At 58.7% G+C, this 21,650-nt stretch carries 23 protein-coding genes and 3 pseudogenes; 18 read left to right on the forward strand and 8 right to left on the reverse strand.

The genetic code is table 11. The features are described from left to right. The first annotated feature begins 480 nt into the window (after window positions 1–480). Both RWK44_RS28410 and RWK44_RS28415 read left to right on the forward strand, forming a co-directional pair. Window positions 481–1,158, forward strand: a complete 678-nt coding sequence (locus RWK44_RS28410) for a transcriptional regulator (RefSeq protein ID WP_316029752.1) — start codon at window positions 481–483, stop codon at window positions 1,156–1,158. A 129-nt stretch (window positions 1,159–1,287) separates the two neighbouring features. Beyond that, on the forward strand, window positions 1,288–1,842 hold the full coding sequence (locus RWK44_RS28415) for a hypothetical protein (protein WP_316029753.1): 555 nt from the start codon (window positions 1,288–1,290) through the stop codon (window positions 1,840–1,842). A 217-nt stretch (window positions 1,843–2,059) separates the two neighbouring features. Here the strand turns inward: RWK44_RS28415 and RWK44_RS28420 are convergent, their stop codons facing one another. Together RWK44_RS28420 and RWK44_RS28425 are read right to left on the reverse strand one after the other, a co-directional pair. Beyond that, the gene (locus RWK44_RS28420; RefSeq protein ID WP_316029754.1) at window positions 2,060–2,911 is read right to left on the reverse strand and encodes an SDR family NAD(P)-dependent oxidoreductase; all 852 of its coding nucleotides are present in this window, start codon (window positions 2,909–2,911) and stop codon (window positions 2,060–2,062) included. Window positions 2,912–3,245: 334 nt separating this feature from the next. Beyond that, window positions 3,246–4,310, reverse strand: coding sequence for a GlxA family transcriptional regulator (locus RWK44_RS28425; protein WP_316029755.1), 1,065 nt, complete (start codon window positions 4,308–4,310; stop codon window positions 3,246–3,248). 183 nt (window positions 4,311–4,493) lie between these two features. Between RWK44_RS28425 and RWK44_RS28430 the strand changes: the two are divergent. From RWK44_RS28430 to RWK44_RS28445, 4 genes and pseudogenes are all read left to right on the forward strand, one after another. Beyond that, window positions 4,494–5,522 (forward strand): annotated as a pseudogene (locus tag RWK44_RS28430) (class I SAM-dependent methyltransferase). A 299-nt stretch (window positions 5,523–5,821) separates the two neighbouring features. Then, window positions 5,822–5,932: a DUF982 domain-containing protein gene (locus tag RWK44_RS28435; protein WP_316029771.1), complete on the forward strand. Its 111-nt coding sequence runs from the start codon at window positions 5,822–5,824 to the stop codon at window positions 5,930–5,932. Window positions 5,933–6,091: 159 nt separating this feature from the next. Further along, window positions 6,092–6,403, forward strand: coding sequence for a hypothetical protein (locus RWK44_RS28440; RefSeq protein WP_132613619.1), 312 nt, complete (start codon window positions 6,092–6,094; stop codon window positions 6,401–6,403). A gap of 69 nt (window positions 6,404–6,472) precedes the next feature. Next, window positions 6,473–6,712, forward strand: a complete 240-nt coding sequence (locus tag RWK44_RS28445; protein ID WP_132613621.1) for a hypothetical protein — start codon at window positions 6,473–6,475, stop codon at window positions 6,710–6,712. A 244-nt stretch (window positions 6,713–6,956) separates the two neighbouring features. On the opposite strand, the gene RWK44_RS28450 is transcribed toward RWK44_RS28445, so the two are convergent. Next, entirely contained in the window at window positions 6,957–7,181 is a 225-nt protein-coding gene (locus tag RWK44_RS28450) for a hypothetical protein (RefSeq protein ID WP_316029756.1), read from the reverse strand. Between the two features lie 221 nt (window positions 7,182–7,402). Here RWK44_RS28450 and RWK44_RS28455 point away from each other — a divergent pair, with 221 nt between their 5' ends. The 8 genes from RWK44_RS28455 (at window position 7,403) to RWK44_RS28490 (ending at window position 14,293) form a co-directional block, all read left to right on the forward strand. Beyond that, entirely contained in the window at window positions 7,403–9,505 is a 2,103-nt protein-coding gene (locus RWK44_RS28455; RefSeq protein ID WP_316029757.1) for a putative bifunctional diguanylate cyclase/phosphodiesterase, read from the forward strand. Window positions 9,506–9,781: 276 nt separating this feature from the next. Next, window positions 9,782–10,192: a ferritin-like domain-containing protein gene (locus RWK44_RS28460; protein WP_410056145.1), complete on the forward strand. Its 411-nt coding sequence runs from the start codon at window positions 9,782–9,784 to the stop codon at window positions 10,190–10,192. A gap of 156 nt (window positions 10,193–10,348) precedes the next feature. Then, on the forward strand, window positions 10,349–10,945 hold the full coding sequence (locus tag RWK44_RS28465; protein ID WP_316029758.1) for an alpha/beta hydrolase: 597 nt from the start codon (window positions 10,349–10,351) through the stop codon (window positions 10,943–10,945). Between the two features lie 321 nt (window positions 10,946–11,266). Further along, a complete protein-coding gene (locus RWK44_RS28470; RefSeq protein ID WP_316029759.1) occupies window positions 11,267–11,527 on the forward strand; it encodes a DUF982 domain-containing protein in 261 nt (86 codons plus the stop codon). 296 nt (window positions 11,528–11,823) lie between these two features. Continuing rightward, window positions 11,824–12,066, forward strand: a complete 243-nt coding sequence (locus RWK44_RS28475; RefSeq protein ID WP_316029760.1) for a hypothetical protein — start codon at window positions 11,824–11,826, stop codon at window positions 12,064–12,066. A gap of 281 nt (window positions 12,067–12,347) precedes the next feature. Beyond that, window positions 12,348–13,178, forward strand: coding sequence for a Crp/Fnr family transcriptional regulator (locus tag RWK44_RS28480; RefSeq protein WP_316029761.1), 831 nt, complete (start codon window positions 12,348–12,350; stop codon window positions 13,176–13,178). Window positions 13,179–13,184: 6 nt separating this feature from the next. Then, window positions 13,185–13,430, forward strand: coding sequence for a DUF6894 family protein (locus RWK44_RS28485; protein ID WP_316029762.1), 246 nt, complete (start codon window positions 13,185–13,187; stop codon window positions 13,428–13,430). Window positions 13,431–13,579: 149 nt separating this feature from the next. Next, complete coding sequence (locus tag RWK44_RS28490; protein WP_316029763.1) at window positions 13,580–14,293, forward strand: Crp/Fnr family transcriptional regulator; 714 nt, start codon at window positions 13,580–13,582, stop codon at window positions 14,291–14,293. Between the two features lie 207 nt (window positions 14,294–14,500). On the opposite strand, the gene RWK44_RS28495 is transcribed toward RWK44_RS28490, so the two are convergent. Both RWK44_RS28495 and RWK44_RS28500 read right to left on the reverse strand, forming a co-directional pair. Further along, complete coding sequence (locus RWK44_RS28495) at window positions 14,501–14,701, reverse strand: hypothetical protein (RefSeq protein WP_316029764.1); 201 nt, start codon at window positions 14,699–14,701, stop codon at window positions 14,501–14,503. A gap of 48 nt (window positions 14,702–14,749) precedes the next feature. Continuing rightward, window positions 14,750–15,633: pseudogene (locus RWK44_RS28500) on the reverse strand (SOS response-associated peptidase). Between the two features lie 298 nt (window positions 15,634–15,931). Between RWK44_RS28500 and RWK44_RS28505 the strand changes: the two are divergent. Further along, entirely contained in the window at window positions 15,932–17,509 is a 1,578-nt protein-coding gene (locus tag RWK44_RS28505) for an arylsulfatase (protein ID WP_410056147.1), read from the forward strand. Window positions 17,510–17,542: 33 nt separating this feature from the next. After that, window positions 17,543–18,487, forward strand: a complete 945-nt coding sequence (locus RWK44_RS28510) for a formylglycine-generating enzyme family protein (RefSeq protein WP_316029766.1) — start codon at window positions 17,543–17,545, stop codon at window positions 18,485–18,487. A gap of 34 nt (window positions 18,488–18,521) precedes the next feature. Here RWK44_RS28510 and RWK44_RS28515 read toward each other — a convergent pair whose 3' ends face one another. Next, the gene (locus RWK44_RS28515) at window positions 18,522–18,962 is read right to left on the reverse strand and encodes a hypothetical protein (RefSeq protein ID WP_316029767.1); all 441 of its coding nucleotides are present in this window, start codon (window positions 18,960–18,962) and stop codon (window positions 18,522–18,524) included. A 354-nt stretch (window positions 18,963–19,316) separates the two neighbouring features. Between RWK44_RS28515 and RWK44_RS28520 the strand changes: the two genes are divergently transcribed. After that, window positions 19,317–19,805 (forward strand): hypothetical protein, encoded by a 489-nt coding sequence (locus RWK44_RS28520; protein WP_316029768.1) that lies wholly within the window; start codon window positions 19,317–19,319, stop codon window positions 19,803–19,805. A gap of 168 nt (window positions 19,806–19,973) precedes the next feature. Next, window positions 19,974–20,135, forward strand: a pseudogene (locus RWK44_RS28525) (FAD-dependent oxidoreductase); the annotation flags it as partial. 410 nt (window positions 20,136–20,545) lie between these two features. On the opposite strand, the gene RWK44_RS28530 reads toward RWK44_RS28525, so the two are convergent. Then, window positions 20,546–20,986, reverse strand: a complete 441-nt coding sequence (locus RWK44_RS28530) for a DUF302 domain-containing protein (protein WP_316029772.1) — start codon at window positions 20,984–20,986, stop codon at window positions 20,546–20,548. Between the two features lie 141 nt (window positions 20,987–21,127). After that, window positions 21,128–21,650: MFS transporter (locus RWK44_RS28535; protein ID WP_410056146.1), on the reverse strand; the 523-nt coding region annotated here is incomplete at its 5' end.

Genomic DNA, 21,650 nt, shown 5'->3' on the forward strand with positions numbered 1-21,650 from the left:
TTAGGCCAAAAAGATCGCGTAATCTATCGAAGGGAACTGGCCCGACAGGCGAGCAAAGAAGGACAAGGTTGACAGGCGCATTGCTTCTTCTATGAGGGTTCGGCAGTTCATGCGTGACGACGGTGGCGCCGATCGAGCGGGCCTTCGCCCGCGCGCTGGCAACGCCGGAGCTCTGGATGCGCTACATAGACCGACGTCGGGGTTGCGGAAAATCTTTTAAGACTCCGACGATGCACAACAAGGACGCTCGCCGATAAGTCCGCGCGCCCACGTGCAACTTTTGATTCAGTACGGTTCGACTTCGCCAATGTGGCCTCACGCGGCTCCAGTCCGCATTCGATTGGCCACAAATTCTGCTCCGGGAATGGTGCGGTGGATCTGATAGGAGCATGCCTATAGACTGGCAGTCCGCTAACCGATATTGCGGGTATACCAGCATTTCACCAAACCATCCCGCGGATCCTCCAAGGCCCTCCTATATTGAAAAAAGTGCAACGCAGTTTTGCCGTCGAGTACAAAAGCGGCAGGCGAAAGCTTGATACCAGGCCGAACTCGATCTGGGGCAACATGGATCTAAAGTCCGTGGCTCGTGACCTGGAGGAAGAGGCATTGCCGTTTCTGTCGGGTAGCTCTCAGAGTGGCAAATCCAACAATGAGATGTCTTTACCGGAACCAGATGAAGCCGATGCGTTGTTGACACCGCCTCTCGGGGCGTCAACAACTGCATCAGATACACAGGAGATGAGCATGGCCGACGAGACTGATACGGCAACCAGTGCCGATGCGCCGATCGTTGTTGAAACGCCTATTGCGCCGAAGAAACAGCGCAAACCCCGGGCCAAGAAAGCCGCCGCACTCGAAACCGCGTCAGCTGACACTACGGCAGAGCCAGCAGCTGCTCTGGCCGGCGTCGCCGGTGGTGTGAAGAGGAGAGGGCGCAAGACAAAGGTGATCGAAGCTGCGGCGAGTGCCAAACGCGCACCTGTGCGCCGTGCTCCAAAGGCCGTGCAGGCGGCGGCGCCCGCACCGATGACGGCGATCGATGAGATGGCGGATCTCTTGCAGTTGGAAGAGGAAAATCAGCGGCTGCGCAAGCTTCTGGCTGAAAAGCTTCGCGCTGAAAATGCCGATCTGCGCAAACGGCTCAAGCTCGACTGATATAAGCAGCCGGTCAACCGCCGGCCGCATTTCCATGCTTATCAAGAGATACAATTTGGCAACGGTGAATGCTGTTGCCGAAACTAAAATTTGCAGCCTGCTTGTGGGATAAAGCGCGAGGTCGGATAGATGGCGTCTCCCTGGAAATTTCTTGCCCGACTGGTCTCACCGGGACGCGAACAAAAGCGAGAAAACGGCTCGACCGAGAAGGTTTCGCCGGAGGCGTTGCCTAGTTCTGGTTCGACTGAAACGCCTGCCGAGGACAGCCTGAATAGCGATGGTCGGCCGGCAGGCGAGGAGCTACCTCGTCACAGTCAACCCGGTGCAATTTCTCTCAAGCCTGTGCATTCCAAAGAAGCCGAAAAAGACGTCCACGACAAGGTCGACGGCGAAGTCGCCGAAATCGTGGAGGTCGCTGATCCCGCTACATCCGGTGGTACTGGTATTGACGTCACCGCTGTACATGATGGTGCTAGGATCAAGCGAACCGCCGAGGTCACACTGCGCGAGCAAAGGAGCCGCAGCAAGGAAGCGGTGGCCATTGCGAACGATCCCCAGGTTATCCACACTGCAAACGAGATGAGCCTCGATGACGAGATCAGGGTGCTCAGGGATCAGCTGGCCAGAAAGCTAACGTTGCAAAACGCGCAGTTGAGAAAAAAGCTAGAGCGGTTTGAGCGGTGAGCGTGGAGCGCTGCCTGCCTTTTAAGCTTGTTGCAGGTGAACAACCTCAGATTTGAATAGGGTGTCGCCGGTTCGAGTCCTTTCAAGGCGTGATTTTCTATGTAGAGCGAGAGGTCGGGGTTGCTGATCCAATTGGCACTAAAAACAATAGCGGTTCAGAATACGCTAGATTTTACCTTATGGGTTCGAATTGCCGCTGCTGAGAAGGCGTTCGGTCTCAAGGGGCTTTAAAATCCTGTATGGCGAGTGGGCGCGGTCGCTTGCCGTCGATGTCGGAGATGTCATACTCTTGCGCTAGATTCGCGGCGACATGTGCCGATCCGGATTTGTTCATTAACTGCGAGTCTTGCCAGAGGCCTTCTATCACTCGGCCAATAAAACGCGGCGACTCAGAGTTCGACAGATCAAGATACTCGGCGGCGCGCAACACCGCCTCGGTGCGCACCAATCCCGGATAAAGTGCCAATGCAGCGACACCATGGGGGCGCAGGTCATGGGCGAAATCCGCCGCCATTTTATTGGCTGCGGCTTTGGCGACGCCATAAATCGCGTTCCCTTCAAAAACCTCCGCTGCCCAGAACGAGATATTGACTATCAATCCACGACGTCGAGCGATCATGGCGGGCGCTACAGCGGAAGATGCGACAAAAGCGGCGCGCAAGGCGACGCCTATCATCGCGTCCCAACGCCATATGGGCTGCTCCCAGAACGGGCGCGCCCATGTGAACTCGTCGTTCTCCACCATATTCTCATAGCCTGGCCAGGCGTTGTTAACGAGCAAGTCGATCTTGCCATGCCGGTGCAAAATACCGGCGATGACGGATTTGGTTTGGCGGTCATCGGCGTGGTCGCAATAATGAATGCCCAGCTCACCAGGCAAGCCTTTTGCCTCCTCACGGAGGCCCTCAAGCGAGCCAGAGCCTTGTGGATGAGCGGATGCCTCTGTTTCGGTGCGGGTCCGCCCTGTGACGTGCACGGTCGCGCCAGCCTCGATCAATGCCAAAGCCACGCCGCGTCCGATACCGCGGCTTGCGCCGGTTACAACACATACTTCACCCTCGAGATTCATAGCGTTCTCCTTGTCTTGCGAAGAACATATAGGGAACAAATCAGAGTCGCAACCAAATTGCTATTTATACGCTGAACGTCGGCTTCGCGCCTCATGTCGGTCATAACGCGAGCCTTTGCCTCTGCTCGAAAGCAGACATCACATTGGTTTAGGCGCGACGCCCTGTCGTCGGCAACCACTGCGAGTGAGGGCGGGTGCCGCCTGCGCGGTGGCGGGGCGAGCGGAGATTGGTCGCAGCAGCCGACATGGCCGCACTGGCAGCAGAGCCTGAGACGAAACCATGCCTGTCCTGTTTTCTGGTGCCGATCGTTAGTGCTTCAACGATTAGCCAAATCTATTTGCTGTTAGCAGGCCGCCTAGCATAGGCCGGCACCTGAAACCGGCGGCGATAGTTCCCCGGAGCCAAGCCGGTTATCCTCCTAAACAAACGTCGAAAGAAGGCGGATTCCTCGTACCCTACCTGCCAACTTATCTCGTCGACGGAAGCCTCAGTTCGCTCTAGCCGCCGCTTCGCCTCCTCGATCCGCAGCCGTTGGACATAGACGATCGGGCTCATGCCGGTCGCCTGGGTGAACCGTCGCTTGAAGGTCCGTTCCGTCAGCCCCGCCTGCTTGACCATCTCCTCCAACGGGTTGGCGACGGAATAATGGGCGGCAAGCCAGTCCTGTGCAGTTTGGATCGCCTGGTCGCGGTGGTCGCGCCGCCCCTCGAAGACCATGTAGGGAGCCAGCCCGTCCTGGTGCCATTGCAGCGCAAAATAGCGGGCCACCGTCTGCGCCGCCGTCGCCCCTGCATGGCGGGCGATGAGGTAGAGAACGAGATCGTGCCATGTCATCGAGGCGCCGGACGTAATCAACTCGTCGCGTTGGCCAGCGACTACCAGCACCTGTTCCGGATGGATCGGGACCTGCGGGTAGGCGTCGCGGAACGTCTGGGCATAGCCGAAGTGGACGGTGGCATCGGCGCCATCGAACACCCCGGTCTCGGCAAGCAGGAAGATTCCCGAACAGGCTGAGCAGATCAGCGCCCCTTTCGCGTGCATCCTCCGGCACCATTCCACCAGCGCAGGATAGCGGCGCTTCTCCCAGCCCTCCGGCCCGAGCACGACCGACGGCACGATGACGATGTCGGTCCGGTCGATTTCGGCGACCGGCCGCTGCACCACAATCGGCACGCGGCTGGCGAGCGTCAGCGGGCCGGCCCGTTCGCCGACGATCTCGACGTGGAAAGGTGGTGTCTTCGTAATGCCGCCGTCCGGAGGTACGATGGAAAAGGCGTTCATTACATCAAAGATCCCGCTCAACGTCGATAGTGCTGCCTCCGGCAGCGCCACCAGGCTGACATGGAGCGGCTGCGGCCCCGGCGCCCGTTCCGCCTCCTGCTGCGTTCTCGTCATCATCGGTTCCCCTCTGGCAGCAATAATAACCCCGGAACGCAGCGGGGGGCCACGTCGAACGCGACAGCTTCGGCTTTGCGTGGCGTAAATGACCCGATCATGGCCTGCACCGCTCTGCCGCTCACCCTCGTCGCCTGCGATCCTGACCTCACCTCGAATGGAGGTTTCCAACCAGGGAGAAACATCATGGATACCATGCAGACCAAGACCATTGACAGTGCAAAACTCGAGACGCTGGTCAGTCGCGTCGTTAGCGATCTTTCCGCCGGCTATGGCGGGGTCATGGTCAGCCTCGGCCACCGCCTCGGTCTCTATAAGGCCATGGCCGATCGCGGGCCGCTCACATCTCGTGAAATCGCCAGCCGCGCCGGCTGCAGCGAACGATATGTGCGCGAATGGCTGAATTCGCAGGTGGCCGGTGCCTAGGCTTTCGTGCTGGCGAACGAGGACAGCCCCGTCTTCATCCCGAATGCCTGGGCAACGCCCGCTTCCATGTGGGCCGACGAAGAAAAGGCGGTCGAGGCCTTCCGCACCGGCGCCGGCATCCCTTGGGGTGACCATGATGGCCGACTCTTTTGCGGCGTCGCTTCCTTCTACCGCAACGCCTACCGCGCCAGCCTCGTGCCGGAATGGCTACCGGCGCTCGATGGCGTGGTGGAGAAGCTGAAGGCAGGCGCACTGGTGGCCGATGTCGGTTGCGGCCACGGCCATTCGACGGTGCTGATGGCGGAGGCATTCCCAAAGTCGAAATTCCACGGCTTCGACACGCACGAGAAGTCGGTCGACGAAGCACGCAAAGTGGCGAGCGAGGCGGGCGTTTTTGATCGCGCGACCTTTTCGACCGCGCGGGCGGAGAACTATCCGGGGAAGGGCTATGACCTCATCTGCTTCTTCGACTGCCTGCACGACATGGGTAATCCGGTGGCAGCCGCCACGCATGCAGCCAACGCCCTTGCCAAGGACGGCAGTGTAATGCTGGTCGAGCCCTTCGCCAACGACAGGGTAGAGGACAATATCTCGCCTGTCGGCCGGCTCTACTATGCCGCTTCGACGACGATTTGCTGCGCCCATGCGATTTCTGATGGAGGTCACACCGTGCTGGGTGCCCAAGCCGGCGAGGCAAGGCTCAAGGACATCTTCCGCAAGGCGGGCTTCACCCGCTTCCGCAAGGCGATGCAGACGCCGTTCAACCTGATCCTTGAAGCCCGCCTCTGACAGAGACCGGCGACTGAGGGCGCCGGGTCTTGGCACGACCAATGCAGGCCTCCGATGTCTGGACGGAGCCTGCATTGCCGCCGAACCCGGCCAGAGGTCGTCGAGATAGAGAATGAATGGCGCCGGGGCGATATCGGCAGTGACCTAAATTTGGTGAGGACGTCAAGCCGCTGTCGTCGAAGTTCGCCATCGCGCCAAGGCCCTGCAAACCCTTCCTTCAGCACGTTCTTTCCGAATTTTTGCCGTTCTCTTCATGATGCGGCGGCTGGTGCGTTTGTGCCGCGTGCGATGGCCCGTGTATCGAGACCGCTAAACGCCGTTGTGTCGAGGCTATCAACAGCTTGGCTCACATTGAGGTGGCCAGGGAGGCCTTTATATCTGCGGCGCCAGAAGCCAAAGTTTTGACCTAAGTGACCAATTCGGCGAGCCATTCACGTGTGGGCGACGTTTAACCAGGCGGCGTCTTCTCACTCGTCTGCTGCGCCTCGTGTGTGCCCTCTCATGAACTCTTCCGATGCTTCAGCGTTGTTGTTGCTTGTTCCCGCAATTCACGCCAGTCAAGAGGCACGATGTTATCTCCAGTCGATTTTCCAGCCGAACGCATCCAACAAATCCTCAACAGCGCCGTCGATACCGGGATCATCACCCTCGACGCAAATGGCAATATCACCAGTTGGAGCAAATGTGCCGAAAGGGTGAGCGTGATCCTGTCAGTGTTGGAGGTCTGGCGCAGCAACGCTCTCAGAAGACTACGCCTAGCAAGCCACGTCACCTCCCTGAACCGCTTTAGCGACGCGACTTGCTTGGAGCGCGCCGATGCTAATCGTCGTTCGCATCAATGGAGTCGTCCGAGGACGACGATGAAGACAAATTCTGCCTGATCACGAAGGGATAGGAGAAGGTTGAACCAAGGGGCGGCAGACCTAGCTCTCTCTTGTAAGGAAGCGGCAATGGAAAAGATGAACAGAGAGCAACTGACCCAGATGCTGTCGCGCGCCGTCCATCGGTGGTTCCGCTACTACGGACTGGAGCGAGACAACTATGCCTCGCAAGTGCTTTGCAACGCAGCACTCGAATTCTACAACGAAGGCTATCGCTCCGAAGACGATATCGCGACAATTCTGATCGGAACCTATGTCGGCATTGACGCCACGAAGATCAACGCGCCGACCTCAGCGGCAGTTCATTGATCGCCGTCAGACTTTGGTCGGAGAACGACCATACCATGCCGATGAACGCCAAGAGGTCAGCGCCCATTCCACAAATCAACGTCATGCCGAGAGATTCTGTTTATCAGGCGCTTAGATTATCTGACTTGATGCGCCGCCGGTTCGGATCCGTTCAAGGCGACCATTTCTGGCTTTCAGCGGAGGCATCTCGGTCCAGCGGAACGATCGAGGTCGGAGGTTTGTCTACTGAGGGCGATATAGCCCTTCAGTGCGGAATGGCTTTTACCGGGTAGAGGCCGGGGTGGCCGAGAGAGGGTTGGCCCTTGGTTTCACCGAGATAGAGACCGATCTGCGCGCGGAAGCGCTCCACGGCTCCTCGGTTTGCAAAGAAACGACCAAAGGCGGTCGGATCGCCATTGCTATATTCCCAGATCGGCTTGTAGCCCGCCGGCGGGACCACATCCGTGCGCACAAAGTGGCAAGCACGCATCCAAGCTCGCACTGAGTAGCACGAACCCAACTGGAAGTGCGCGACCGCGCGGGTTGGTTTGCAAGGAGAGTACCGTGGCGGGAACGCGATATTTGCCAGTCGCCTAGAAGATGCACCGCTACACTCAAGGTTAATCATACACGCCACTCGTCGCTTAAATTAAGTTGATCTCAATGGGAAGCTGGGAGAGTGCGTCACGAATTCCCCAGGCAAAGAAAAAAATGATTTCCGTCGTTAACTGCATCACAACGCAACATAATATCTGGCTTGTGCTAGTAGCCGCTCTGGTCTGTGTTTCAGGAAGTTGGGCGGTACTTCGCCTATTTTCGCGCGGGCGGAGCGTCAACGGCGCCGAAGCCATCGGCTGGCAGTTTCTCGCTGCAACAGCCGCAGGCGCGTCAATCTGGTCGACGCATTTTATCGCCATTATTGCTTATCATGCCGGCACGCCTGTGACATTCGATCCGCTGCTGACCATCATCTCCTTGCTGATCGCTATGGCCGGCTCATTCTGCGGCCTGATGGTAGCCGGTACCATCCGCATCTCCTGGTCACCAACTGTCGGCGGCGCCTTGGTCGGGCTGTCAATCGCCACGATGCATTACACTGGTATGCTGGCTTATGTTGCTCAGGGCACGGTTGAATGGGATATGAGGTTTCTCATCGTGTCCATCTTGCTCGCCGTAACTATCACATCCGCTGCGATACACGTCGCAAGTCGTGACCATGGAACCGCCAATAAGACCATCTCGGTGGGATTGCTCACGTTGGGGATCGTCAGCCTGCATTTCACCGGCATGACAGCGTTCAAGCTCACGCCGATCCTAATTGACGACAGTTATTCCAATCCGGCCGCTATGCAGGCAATGGCGCTGGCGATTGCGCTCCTCAGCGTTATCATTATCGGTGCCGTCGCCGCGAGCTATCTCATCGACAATCAGAACCGGGTGCGGTCAATCAGCGAGCTGGAGCATATGGCGCTCAATGACGCATTAACTGGACTCGCCAATCGCGCGTCCTTCAATGATCGCCTTGATGCGCAAATTCGGCTTGCCAACTATGGCGGGCCTAAATTTGCGCTGGCGGCGATCGACCTCGATCGTTTCAAGGAAATTAACGACATCAAGGGGCACTCGGCTGGCGATGAGGCGCTAAAAATCCTCGCCCAGCGCATGCGTGACTCAAACGATGGCACCCTGTTCATCGCCCGCACAGGCGGCGACGAGTTCTCGATTATTGCGCCTGTCGATAATCGCAGCCAACTGCGCGAGGTGCTCCTTCAGTTACGGGCCGAGATCATCAAACCGTTCACGCTTGACGGTTTTCAGGCCTCGGTGGGCGCAAGTTTTGGCGCCTGTATGTTTCCCGACGACGCGCAGGAAATGGAGACTTTGATCAGTAACACCGACTTGGCGCTCTATCGCGCCAAGACTGAGATTGCGGAAAAGATCTGCTTTTTTGATAAGCCTATGGACGACGCTGTTCGTGACAAGCGCCAACTCGCCGTTGACCTTCGCCACGCGTTGGAGAACAACCAGCTGGAAGTCTATTATCAAGTTCAGACGCTGGTATCGGATAGTTCGGTCACGGGATATGAGGCGCTGCTGCGCTGGCAACATCCGCGCCGTGGTTTTATCCCACCGGTGGAATTCATTCCGCTCGCCGAGGAAAGCGGCCTAATCCTGCAACTCGGCGAATGGGTGCTTCGAACTGTCTGTAGCCAATGCTCGGCTTTGGGCACGAACATAAGGATCGCGGTCAACCTCTCACCGGTGCAGTTCCTCCACCCCGATCTGCCCGGCTTGGTCGCCGGTATTCTCAGCGAGACCGGAATGAAAGCGGAAAATCTTGAACTCGAGCTCACGGAATCGGCCATCATTCAAGACAAGGATCGTACGCTCCTTCAGTTGCGGCAGATTCGTGAGCTTGGTGTGACGATCGCGCTCGACGACTTCGGGACGGGCTATTCCTCCCTCGATACGCTGCGAGCATTCCCGTTCGACAAGATCAAGCTCGACCGCAGCTTTATGGGCGAAATTGAGACCAGCAAGCCGGCGCGCGCAATCATCCGCGCTGTGCTGGCGCTTGGCCGCAGCCTCGAAATCCCTGTCCTCGCCGAGGGGATCGAAACACGCGACCAACTGGCGATCCTGCATGCCGAAGGCTGCGAATCTGCCCAAGGCTACCTTTTCGGCCGACCGACGCCCTTTGCAAATATCCTCTCCGGACACAAAGATGCGCCGGAGGGAGCACTTCGGTCGGCCCTCAACGAAATGGATCGCGCAATGACGGCAGTGGCTCCATCGCTCGGCCGTCTTGGTTAAACCACCGGCATTCCCGGGCCAAACCTGATGGAGCTCGTCGTCTACGCCTTCCTGCCATTTCAATCTGCCCCAGCGTCATGCGCTTTGGGCCATCAAAGCGCTCCTAGTCCATTTCCGCCAAGGGTGTGCCCCGGCGTCGATCAACGCTGCGGCTCGGTACGATACAAGACAAACGCGGAACATTGCTTTCGGACGCCCATTCCCAATTCTTCAGTTCAGCGCGAAGGAGAACCTAATGGTCACCATGGTCGGTAACGAATCCAGCATCAGAAGCTTGTGACGGACCTCATCTACCTGGAGCATGATGCGATCGCGGCATACGAGTCCTGCATTGAGCGCCTCGACAGCAAGGAGTTCAGCGCTCAGATCGCGACGTTCAGGGAAGATCATCTGCAGCACCTGCAGGTATTAAACGAAATGGCGCGCGAACTGGGCGTCGAGGCGCCGACCGAAGGCGACATGAAGCAGATGCTCACCACCGGCAAGATTGCGCTTGCCGACATCATGGGCGACGCCGCCATTCTGAGGGCAATGAAGACCAACGAGGAGGACACGGTCAGTGCCTACGAGCGGGCATCCCGCCACGAAGACGCGATCCCGGCATCGAAAGCTTTCTTTATGAAGGCGCACCAGGACGAGGAGCGCCATCGCGCCTGGATGAGCACGACGGCCGATACACTATCCTGAAAGGACAGGTCGCAATTCTCATTTAAGGCCTACCCACCCAAATTTATGGCCGATGACGGCGACATGACCGTCGCAAGCTCACGGCCGCTCGGGTGACGAGGGCGCTCCCCCATGATGGGGTAGAGCGCCCTCTGTGCCTTCAACGACAGGATCTTTATGCGAAGCAATTCATCCCTCGTTATCTTCCTGCACGGGATCGGTGCATCAGGCGCGCAGCTCATGCCGCTCGCCGCCTCCTGGCGCTCGAGCCTGCCGAACACCCGCTTCGCTGCACCGGATGCCCCCTTACCACATCGCTATGGCCATCAGTGGTTTATCGCGGAGGGAAATCCGCTCGATCCGACCCGCATCCGAACGGCTCGCGAGGCATTCGACGGACTGATGAACGACGTCGTCCGCGCTGAGGGTTTCGCCGACGCCCACGCCAGGATCGCATTCGTCGGCCTTTCGCAGGGTGCGATCGTTGCGCTGGACGCGGTTGCGTCCGGACGATGGAGGATCGGTGCGCTGGTTTCCTTCGCCGGACTTCTTCCGCCCCAGCAGATATCCTCCGCGGGTAGGGACACCCCAGTGCTTCTGGTCCACGGCCAACATGACACGACGATCCCTGCGACCGCCTCGACGCTTGCCGCTGCCCAACTCGGAGCGGCTGGCTTCAAGGTCGAGCTGAATGTCGAACCAGGGGTCGGTCACACTATATCCTCTTCAGGGGCGCAGAAGGCGCTGGCGTTTCTGAAGCAGACGCTCGCGTAGCTTTGGTTGCCCGATCCATTTGAAGTGGACTCCGCATGACTTTTAGGAGGGCGTAGGGGCAAGGCTGCTTCCCCGAAAGCTGATCGGAATCTCGCTGAGACTGTCGGAAGGCTTCATCTCGAACGAGTTGCATTTTGCCCCGACTAGGTCTTCCGCGCTTGGCTCCGCTGTCTGTGCGGACCTCGGGTATTGCGGTCTTTTCTTCGTCATTGCGCGTTGATGCCTGTCCGATTGCGCACAGACGCCGACAGAACGGGAACTGGGACGCAACAGGCAGGTTCGTCGGTTGGCATCGTAGGAAGTAAGGAGGGAGGCTCGTCAATGGAGACAGTCATCGAAGCTAACTTCGACATCAGATGGGGAGCCCCGGTGTTCATTCGCATCGGCAATGGTTTCTGCGAGCGTATCGACGGACCTAAGGCTGCACTGGTAGCTTTGATCCATCGTTGGCCATCGCAATCGCAACCGGAATACGCCGATGCGAAGTGCAGATGCGCAGACGCCATCATAAACCATCGAAGCGCTGAGTTCGCTCGCACGGCATTCATAGAGGCCGCTATCGCCGTCAAGGTACTCTCGTGAGCGTTCCTCCGATAGATGCCCCTCAACTAGCGATGATCTGAGATCGCTGGCGCTCGTAAGCTCGATCGCAGCTGTGTTGACGGGCGTCCTTGGCGCGGCCGCTCGCCGATGGAATCAAACATATTGAGGTCGGCTGGACCTCTCAGCTTCTGACATGATCGCCATTCTGGTATTCGGATGATCATAGCAGCCGAACGGGCACTCCCGATCTTTGTTGGCGCCGAGAGCAATGAAAGCGAACAAGGGCTGAGCAACCGCTGCTAGTGCAGCTGCCCCGGCATAGCGGCATTTAGGCAGTGACGAATGATTACTGCCCCACCGACCTGGTGCGAGAAGGAAGATTTGGTGACGAGCAAGGGATTTATCGTTTCAGCTGGTTCGTCGCCGTTCCCTCTGGCGGCAGCCGCGGCTCCAGTCAGCATCGCGTTGAGTTCCTGCGCGCGTTGGAGATGCTCAAGCACCACAGGAAGGATAGCGTTTGCCAGCCATTGAATCTCGGCGTCCTCACCGAAAGAGATTTCCCCGAGCTCTTCTGGTGATCGCAATCTGCGCCTTGTGTAGGCTGCATCGAATGTTTGATCTGTGAACTTATTCAGCCGGTCGCGAACAACCAGGTGTCAGGATCAAGGTCAGCAGGAAGCGGCAACTCGCTGTGTCGGCGAGGCTTTTTAACTTTCTGCCAGCATCTGTGTGATCGCGAACCCTCATGTCGGCGAACTGCCTGACGGCCTTGGCTTTGTCAACTTCTGCAAGTCCGCAGGCCGAGAAAATCCGGGAACCCTGTCACCAGCAAGGCGTTTCAACCAAGGAGGACGAGGTTATGGCCAACTCGCTGACAATGAAACTCGAGCAGTTCATTCGCTTTGAGCAGTTGGATCGTCAGCGGCTTGATCGGCTCTTGAGCTTTCCGACAAAGACGTTCGCACGTGGTGACGTGATCATTGAAGAGGGCAAGGAGGTTCGCAACATCCATCTCCTGCTCACCGGCTTGGCGGCACGCGCCAAGGTGCTTGCCGACGGACGGCGGCAGATAATGGCGTTTCTCGTTCCCGGTGATCTCTGTGACGTCGAGGTTTTTGTCCTTCGGGCGATGGACCACAATATCGTCGCCATGACCGACACCACCTGCGTCCTGATCCCGGCGGAAGTGATAGAAGGTCTGCTGACGGAGTCGTCCAATATCACCAAAGCATTGTGGTGGGGGACCATGGTTGATTCCGGCATTCTGCGAGAGTGGATCATTGACCATGGGCGTCGGGGTGCCCGCGAGCAGATCGCGCACATGTTCTACGAAATGCTCATCCGTCACAGGATCGTCGGCGAAACGACAGACGACAGCTTTTCATTTCCAATCACACAAGATGATCTGGCCGACGCGACCGGGCTCACGCCTCCGCACGTCAACAAGACACTGCAGGAACTGCGCGCGGCTGGGCTGATCGAATTCAAGAACAAGGTCCTCACCGTCCTGGATGCCCAGCGACTGCGCAACGCAGCAAATTACGAGTCTGGCTACCTGCATCTCAATCGGACCGAGAAGGGCGATCATGAGGTGTCCGAACGTGCCGGCGACCTTGTCTCGGCCGCCAAGCAAAGCATGCTTGGCCGTGCGGTCCACAATGTGACCTCGGCCATCAAGCATTCCAGGTGAGTGCACATGAGGCGCTACTTCTTTCACATCAACGACGGCGCCGATTTCCTGGACCAGGTAGGAACTGAAGTCGCATCCGACGAACTTCTCCGCCCGATGGCGGTAAAAACCGCCGCCGGCATCATCGGCGAGGACGAAACACTTTGGAATGGGAATGTGCTGAAGGTCCGAGTTGTCAGCGAAACCGGCAAAGTCATCCTCACGGTCGAGCTGACCGCGGTCGTCACGGCTTCCGCAGGGCGTGCTTCTTGAGTCTCGGACGCGTTAGTCTATTGTCAAAAACGTACGAAAACTAAGGTAGATTATGGCACACTGCCTCCCGGTAGCCGATGATTTGGACATTGCCTGGCGCAACCGGCGTGCAGCACGAGTTCGGGCTCATCCCCGACGGAGCGCATCCAATGCCTCTCGATCAAGCCAAAATCCACAATCGGCTACTGAAGGCCCTTCCGGCGAACTGCTTTGCGGCACTGTCGGGGCAGCTTGAGCTGGTCGATCTGCCCCTGGGGCACGTACTTGTCGAGCCTGACGCTTTGACCGGTAGCGTCGTCTTCATCGAAAGAGGCCTTGGATCGATCGTCGCAAGTTCGTCCGATGGTAAGACCGTGGAGGTTGGCCATCTTGGCTTTGAAGGTATGAGCGGCGCCCACCTGCTGCTCAAAGCAAGGCGGACACCGAACAAGACATTCATGCAAACCCCGGGATCAGGACTGGCTCTTTCATCAGATCTCCTGGAGCGCTTTATTCTACAGCATCGGGAAGCTTCCGATCTTTTGCTTCGCTACGTCCATTCCTGTGCACTGCAGCTTGCGCATTCAGCCTTGGCAAATGCCAGGTACAACATGCCGGAGCGCCTAGCCCGTTGGCTGCTGATGTGCCACGACAGGATCAGGGTTCCTGACCTGCCTATCACCCACGAGTTCCTCTCTCTGATGCTGGGTGTGAGACGCGCGGGCGTGACCGACCAACTGCATATCATTGAGGGACTGGGCATCGTTAAGGCGACGCGGGGCAATCTTCGCATCCTGAGTCGAGCAAAGTTGGAAGACGCTGCCGGCGGCTGTTACGGAATTCCGGAGCGCGAGTATGATAGGCTGGTCGGACCCGTGCAATAACTCTGCTGATAAAAAGCGTTAGTGGCCAGTGGCGTTCCAAATTTCACTAAACTGCCTCATTTGGGCGGAAGCGCCTGCGCGCTAGGGAAAACAGCGCTGTTAGCAGGGTTCAAGGCCAAAGGCCTGGGGGGAGGGGGAGCTTCTACGAGATGACTGCAAGCCATTCAGCTGTCTGCTCAGTTCCATTGAGCTGTAGGGATGCGTCGGTCAGATCAGCAGCCGGATCAAGGCGCCCTCGTCCGTCACGCCATGCTGGAACGACTGAATAATCCGGCTGGCGAGCTCCTCGCGATCTGGGTCTGACTTGAGCTGCTTCACCGAGACTACGTGGTTGAATACCCTCTGACAGAGCGCCATCTCTGCATCGTTCAGCACGCTCTGCGTTTCACCGATCGGCAACGGGATCATGTTCAGCCCTCACTTTCCCCAGAAAACAAGGGTAGGGTGAAAGGTGGGCTATTCAAGCATCTGGTCGCCTGGTAGCGATCGAAGGCTACCTATCCTAGGCGCTGACATTAACGGGCCGAATGGTCTCGGGCTTAGCGTTCTAGCTGAACTAACGCCCCGTGAAATTGGCCACATGGTCATTGATTGGGAATCGAAGGGTTTCAATAAATAGCGTGGATCTCGATCTGGAGAGAGCCAGTGCTTGTAATCATGGGCCGAATGACGACCGGCATTAAGATCGTGGATCGTCTCCATCATCTCGTTCGGGGCGCAGGTGACGACAGCGAAGCTGCGGATATTGATGCCGGCCGGGTGATGCCAACTTTCCCAAATGCCTGCGAGAGCGAAGAGTGATCTATCCTTCATAGCGATTGCATAAGGTTGCTTTGTAGTCTCCGACCGGTACTGCCATTCGAAGAAGCCACTAATCGGAATCAAACAGCGCCTCGATTGGTATGCTTCTTGAAATTCGTGGTTCGAAGCCACTCTTCGCAACGCGCATTGATGGGCGGGTGGCGGCGGCGTTGGTCCATCCGGGCTGGTGTGAGACCCCAACGAGCGATGGCAAAGATAGGTCTGGGCCGTTCTCGCGGTCGTACGACGTCCTGAATGATGAAGTGGAAAACCTGAGCTGGGCCACCGTTGTATCGCGGAAGGCGGTCGCCTAGATCGTACATGTCACCTCGCCCAGCGAAGGTGAACTTTCCTGCCATCTCGTTAAATGATTGATTGATGTAGACGCGACGGCACATACAGGCCCCCCTGATGCATTCCCCGTTCCGATATGTGCTGCTAGGTGACCACGTCATGCGGGGGTAATCCAACACGATCTCTCGTTCCAAAGGAGATCGTCGACCGCCCCTTACGCGAGCAGAGACATCGGCATTCGTCATACTTCGGTCGCGCAAGAAAAGGGCCGCTCAGGAGGCAGTCGAGCGTCGTTTGATACCGTAACATACTTGCTATTACCCACCTTTACGAGAAGGTTGTCCACGATAAAGGAGCGCGCTGTGAGTAAGATGCTTGGCAGACGAAACTTTGTTCAAAGCAGTGAAATGCACAGCATTGCCATACGGGAAGGTTCAAACAAGAGAGGGTAAGACGATGTTCAGCAGCATTCTCAGCACGGAGCCGCCGGCCGCCCAGGATTGGCACTCGCGATGGCGCGCCGGCTTGGTGGGCGCCACGGCGATGGTTTCGGCTGCCATGTGCGCGCCGGCCGCCGCGCAGGAACAACCGCCCAACATCCTCGTCATCATGGCCGACGACCTCGGTACCTGGAACCTCAGCGCCTATCACCGCGGGATGATGGGCGGCAGAACACCCAATATCGACCGCATTGCGAACGAGGGCGCGCTCTTTACGGACTACTACGCTCAGCAATCGTGCACCGCGGGCCGGGCTGCGTTCATCCTCGGGCAGACGCCATTTCGAACGGGTCTGCTCAAGGTCGGCCTGCCGGCCGCCAAGCAGGGTGTTCAGGACAAGGATCCGACGATCGCCGAGCTGCTCAAGCCCCTAGGCTATGCGACCGGCCAGATCGGGAAAAATCACCTCGGCGACCGCAACGAGTTCCTACCGACCGTGCACGGCTTCGACGAGTTCTACGGCATACTCTACCACCTGAACGCCATGGAGGAGCCGTACGACCACGCCTACCCCAAGGACGCCGCTTTCCGTGCACAGTTCGGTCCGCGCAACATCGTGGAAAGCAAGGCGACGGACCAGGACGATCCCACCGTCGATCCGCGCTGGGGCAAGGTCGGCAAGCAGACGATCGCCGACGGCGGCCCGCTGCCGCCGCATCCCGGGATGGACCCTGCCGCCAAGGTCAGCATGGAGACCGTCGAACCCGAGCTGGTGCGCCGCTCGCTCGACTTCATGGACCGCGCAGTGAAGGACAAAAAGCCGTTCTTCCTCTGGCACAACAGCACGCGCATGCACGTATGGACGCATCTTTCGGACAAATGGGACGGAAAGAGCGGTCATGGCCTCTTCGCCGACGGCATGATGGAGCTCGACTGGGAGGTCGGCGAGCTGCTCAAGAAGCTGGACGACCTGAACATAGCCGACAACACAATCGTGCTCCTCACCAGCGACAACGGTGCCGAGGTATTCACTTGGCCGGACGGCGGCAACCAGCCGTTCAGGGGCGAAAAAGGTACCACCTTCGAGGGCGGCTTCCGCGTGCCGCTCGTGGTGCGCTGGCCCGACACCATCAAGCCCGGCACCATCGTCAACGAGATCATGGCGCACGAGGACTGGATGCCGACACTTGTCGCCGCTGCCGGCGATCCGAACGTCAAGGACAAGCTGCTGAAGGGCATGGAGGTGGGCGGCAAGACCTTCAAGAACCATCTCGACGGCTATAACTTCCTGCCTTACTTCAAGGGTGAGGTCACAACGTCGCCACGGCGCGAGGTCTTCTATTTCACCGACAGTGGCGAGCTCAACGCCCTGCGCTACAACGACTGGAAGGTCAGCTTCAAGACGGTGGAAGGCAACCTCTTCAACGGCCACGAGGCAAGCACGAACGCGCCCCTCGTCACCAATCTGCGGCAGGACCCGTGGGAGCGCTACCAGTCGGAATCGATGCTCTATGGCAAGTGGTGGGGCGAGAAGATGTGGACCTTCCTTCCCGCCACCACGGTCGTCGGGCAGTTCCTCGAAACCTTCAAGGAATACCCGCCGAGCGCGCCTCCCTCGAACTTTGGCGTCGACAAGGCACTGGCGGCACTGGAACAGGGAGCCCGAGGGGCCGGAAAGTAGCAAGGCGTGCTAAGTCCCTCTCCACATCCCGGCATGGTCTGGATCCCAGACGGCACGTTCCTGATGGGGTCGGATAGCCACTATGCGGAAGAAGCGCCGGCGCACCGCGTGTGCGTCGACGGCTTCTGGATGGACGCTTCGACCGTGACCAATCGCGACTTCAAGCGCTTCGTCACCGCGACTGGTTACGTGACGCTGGCCGAGCGGCCGGCCAATCCGGACGACTATCCCGGCGCCAGACCCGAGATGCTCTCTCCGTCCTCGACCATGTTCAAGAAGCCGGCGGGGCAGGTGGACAAGAGCAACCACTACAACTGGTGGGTCTATGTGCCCGGTGCTAACTGGCGCCGTCCACGCGGGCCGGCGAGCGCGATCGCCAAGCTCATGGACCATCCGGTCGTCCACGTCGCCTATGAGGATGCCGAAGCCTACGCGAGATGGGCGGGCAAGGAACTGCCGACCGAGGCGGAATGGGAATTCGCCGCGCGCGGCGGGCTCGACGGCGCGGAATTCGTCTGGGGCGACGAGCTGACACCGGGTGGCAAACACATGGCGAACACCTGGCAGGGCGACTTTCCCTACCGCAATACGCTCGATGATGGCTTCGAATACACGGCCCCGGTCAGTTCCTTCCCGCCGAACGACTACGGCCTCTACGACATGGCGGGCAACGTCTGGCAATGGACCGCCGACTGGTACCAGGACCATGGCAAGATCGACAGCTCCTGCTGCACGGCTGCCAATCCGCGCGGAGCTGATCGCGATGCGAGCTACGATCCACGCCAGCCAGCGATCAGAATACCGCGCAAGGTCACCAAGGGTGGCTCGCATCTGTGTGCACCGAACTACTGCCGGCGATACCGGCCGGCGGCGCGCATGGCGCAGCCTGTCGAAACCTCGATTTCGCATCTCGGCTTCCGCTGCATCATCCGTGGCAACCGGGCTTCTCCGGACCCCGCATCGCACATAAAGGAGTGAACCATGAGCGTCGCTGAGAAAGTGAAGGAGGAAGTCAAAAAAGTCGGGGGCGACCACGCTCTTCTTTGCCACCTGCTTCCTCGCCATGATGGGCTTCAAGGCGCTCGTGCTGGCCGAATACAGAATCGCGTTTTTCGACTTTTCGGCGGCGTCCATCGGTGCGCTCGTCGTCGCCAAGGTTGTGTTGATCCTCGAGAACGTCCCACTCGGGTCCTGGATCGATCGACACTCCGGGATCGCGCGCGTTGTCGGGCGCACGGTTCTCTACGGCGTCGGTGTGTTCATTGTTCTCCTGCTCGAGAAGGCGTTCGAGGCCCGACATGAATATGGCGGCTTCACGAACGCTGTCGCTTAGGTGTTTGACCATCGCGATATCCACCACGTCTGGGCGAATGCGGCTAGCGTGACTGCCGCGATACTGGCCTTCAAGGTCCTTTTCGTCCTGCCTCGGCACATCGGCGACCGTGTCGAGCAAGCAAACGTCGCTGACGGGCAGCTCGGCCGTCCGGACGAGTATTTTGGACCGGTATCAGCTCGTCCCGAGGACCTGGGACAGGTCCGTGAGGTCGAGCTTTCTCCGGTCCGCATGTTCTACGACCTCGAAGCTAAGGTAAAGCCCGGTGATCGCGTCACACTGGTGCGCTTCGCAACTGTCTGCCCCCGCATCAGTTGCGCAGCACCTGGATACGGCTGAGGGACGGGGAGATGCTATCCTACTCCAGAGACTGGGCGCCGGGAGTGGACGGATGCTAGCCTCGATGTTTCAAGAGATCGAGGACCTTGGCGTTGTTCGGCTAATCGTCGCGGGATTTATCCTGCAATTTCGGCCTTGCACATCCTCGGCATATGGACCCTGCTCGGCTCGATCGCCGCGATCGACTTCGATGACCTGCGGGCCGAGCGCAGCTACAAGCCGATGCGGGTCTATGGCCAGTCCAAGCTTGCTTGCATCATGTTCGCCTTCGAGATGAGCCGGCGCAGCAAGGCGGCGGGATGGGGCGTTCAAAACCTGGCGGCCCATCCGGGCATCACACGCACCAATCTGATTGTGAACGGCTCGGGGCGGTCGAGCCTGCCCGGAATGCTGCGCCGTTTCCTGTCTTTCCTGTTCCAACCGCCTTCGCAAGGCGCCTTGCCAACGCTCTACGCTGGGACCGATCCGATGGCACGGGACGGCGCGTACTATGGACCTGACGGAATGGGCAGAATGCGCGGATATCCCGTCGAGGAGACGCCCCCGAGGCAGGCGCTGAATAGCGGCGCGGCGGCGCGGCTCTGGGATATATCCTTGGAGATCACCGGCGCGAATTTCGCATAAACGCCGCGCGTGCCACTCCTTGTCCATGTGCCGTGCCCTATCCGGCTGCATCGGCGAGCGATGGCTGCGGGGTCACCGGATCCGCCGACGAGTTGTTCGGCTGAGGGAACTCGTCCATCAATATCATCGCTACAGCGGGAAACAGATAGAAGGGGTTTAGCCGATGATATCCGTTGGTCAGGAGAACGTCCGACGACGCCGTCTTCACAACCGATCATCTGCCCGTCTCGCCGAATTCTCGGATCATATTTGAACATCGGCCACGATATGCTCGGCTGGACTCTTGCTCTCGGCTCCGCCCGGCGGGTGGCCGATCTGATTGCTGCATAATGCGAGCGCAACGGTCTCACCTATATTCCAGATGCAGTGGAACAAAGGTCCTTTGGCACCAGATTTGCGAAAAAGTTTGAAAGTGCTCGCTCGCGAAAGCCTTGAAGAGTTGCTTCTGCTTCCGTGAAGAGCTGGAGAGCAAATATGCAAGCTCTTCCATCCTGATTGGCGATGCTGTCGCTACCGAGGATGAGGAGTGAGATCTTCAAATAACTGCAATCCAACGGAAGCGATCCGCGTTGTCCGAGAATTGGGAGTGCTCGTTGGTCCGTCGTTCAAGGCGGACATATCAGATAGTCTGCTATCGCCCCCAAGAGGAGAAATCTCGAGAGCCGGTGCAGAATTTGCGAGGATCGCTATCAATTTGGACAGTGGAGCTTGGGCGAGCGTCCCGCCCAAGCCGGGAGTATTCATTGGCGAACCGATGACGTGACGGACTCGATTACCTCGGTTGCCATCTTGAACTCCTCCTCGCGATTGCTGATACCATGGCGGCGAGCGATCCAGTCGAAGTCGTTGTAGGCGACATTCGCTGAGCCGTCCTTCGTCTGATAGACGAGCACGCGCACCGGCCAGTCCAGGCCGGAAGACGGGTTTGCCGTGATGAAGGTAGTGCCCAAAGCGGGATTTCCGAACAGGATCAGGTGAGACGGTCGGACCTTGTTGCCGGCGGCGTTTCCGAGCTTGGCCTGGTCGATGTCGTCGAACAACATAATGCCATTCTCAACAACGGCGGCCTTGATCCTCCTTACGGTCTCGCTGACTGAGTATCGGCTTTTGAGCGTGACGACGCCATCGCGTTTAGCGGCCTGCGCGACGCTGGCGGAGGTTACGCCGAGAGCGTCGGACATCAGCACGATGAATGCGAACAATACACCTATAAATCTTGGCATTTCTTCATTCCTTTGATGGGGTGGAGGATACGTTGGCATTGTTGCAGGTGATGGTTTTGATGGATAATGCGGTTTGAGGCGCGGTTCGATGAGCCTGAATTATCTCCGGGACGGACCAGGTGTCGAGCTTATGGGTAGGGCGATTCCGATGGCCGCCAGCAGCGCGACGACGAGCACGCCGACGCAAGCTGGCCAGCCCATCTGATCATAGGTCTGCCCGAGTACGAGGCTTCCTGCGAGGCCCCCGGTGTAATAGAAGGCGAGGTAAATTCCGCTGGCGCCTGCCTTGTCCGTGACCGCGCGTCCGCCAACCACTCCGGTGGCGATCGCTTGGGCGAGAAATGTCCCTATTGCCACTAGCGCCAGTCCGGCCAACACCAGAGGCAAGCTGACACTCAGAAGTGCCGCGAGGCCGGCAATGGCGAGCCCAAGCGTCGAAATGATCCCGAGTTTTGCCCCTATCCGGACCGCAAGCTTGCCTGCCATCGGCGTGGTCAGCATCGACGGCAAGAATACCAGATAAACGAGGCCGAGCGTCATCGGCGACAAGCCGAGAGCCACGAGTTGGAAGTTCACATAGGTGAAGGTTCCGATGAAGACGAAAAGGATGAGGAAGCCGATT

Origin of the sequence: Rhizobium sp. 25PS6 (assembly GCF_032464655.1) — a bacterium.
Taxonomy (GTDB): domain Bacteria; phylum Pseudomonadota; class Alphaproteobacteria; order Rhizobiales; family Rhizobiaceae; genus Rhizobium; species Rhizobium laguerreae.

Coding starts and splice junctions, on each gene's coding strand:
- RWK44_RS28415 (WP_316029753.1), top strand. CDS start 1,288: ATGGCGTCTCCCTGGAAATTTCTTGCCCGACTGGTCTCACCGGGACGC.
- RWK44_RS28420 (WP_316029754.1), bottom strand. CDS start 2,911: ATGAATCTCGAGGGTGAAGTATGTGTTGTAACCGGCGCAAGCCGCGGT.
- RWK44_RS28425 (WP_316029755.1), bottom strand. CDS start 4,310: ATGATGACGAGAACGCAGCAGGAGGCGGAACGGGCGCCGGGGCCGCAG.
- RWK44_RS28440 (WP_132613619.1), top strand. CDS start 6,092: ATGTTATCTCCAGTCGATTTTCCAGCCGAACGCATCCAACAAATCCTC.
- RWK44_RS28445 (WP_132613621.1), top strand. CDS start 6,473: ATGGAAAAGATGAACAGAGAGCAACTGACCCAGATGCTGTCGCGCGCC.
- RWK44_RS28450 (WP_316029756.1), bottom strand. CDS start 7,181: ATGCGTGCTTGCCACTTTGTGCGCACGGATGTGGTCCCGCCGGCGGGC.
- RWK44_RS28455 (WP_316029757.1), top strand. CDS start 7,403: ATGATTTCCGTCGTTAACTGCATCACAACGCAACATAATATCTGGCTT.
- RWK44_RS28465 (WP_316029758.1), top strand. CDS start 10,349: ATGCGAAGCAATTCATCCCTCGTTATCTTCCTGCACGGGATCGGTGCA.
- RWK44_RS28470 (WP_316029759.1), top strand. CDS start 11,267: ATGGAGACAGTCATCGAAGCTAACTTCGACATCAGATGGGGAGCCCCG.
- RWK44_RS28480 (WP_316029761.1), top strand. CDS start 12,348: ATGGCCAACTCGCTGACAATGAAACTCGAGCAGTTCATTCGCTTTGAG.
- RWK44_RS28485 (WP_316029762.1), top strand. CDS start 13,185: ATGAGGCGCTACTTCTTTCACATCAACGACGGCGCCGATTTCCTGGAC.
- RWK44_RS28490 (WP_316029763.1), top strand. CDS start 13,580: ATGCCTCTCGATCAAGCCAAAATCCACAATCGGCTACTGAAGGCCCTT.
- RWK44_RS28495 (WP_316029764.1), bottom strand. CDS start 14,701: ATGATCCCGTTGCCGATCGGTGAAACGCAGAGCGTGCTGAACGATGCA.
- RWK44_RS28505 (WP_410056147.1), top strand. CDS start 15,932: ATGGTTTCGGCTGCCATGTGCGCGCCGGCCGCCGCGCAGGAACAACCG.
- RWK44_RS28510 (WP_316029766.1), top strand. CDS start 17,543: ATGGTCTGGATCCCAGACGGCACGTTCCTGATGGGGTCGGATAGCCAC.
- RWK44_RS28530 (WP_316029772.1), bottom strand. CDS start 20,986: ATGTCCGACGCTCTCGGCGTAACCTCCGCCAGCGTCGCGCAGGCCGCT.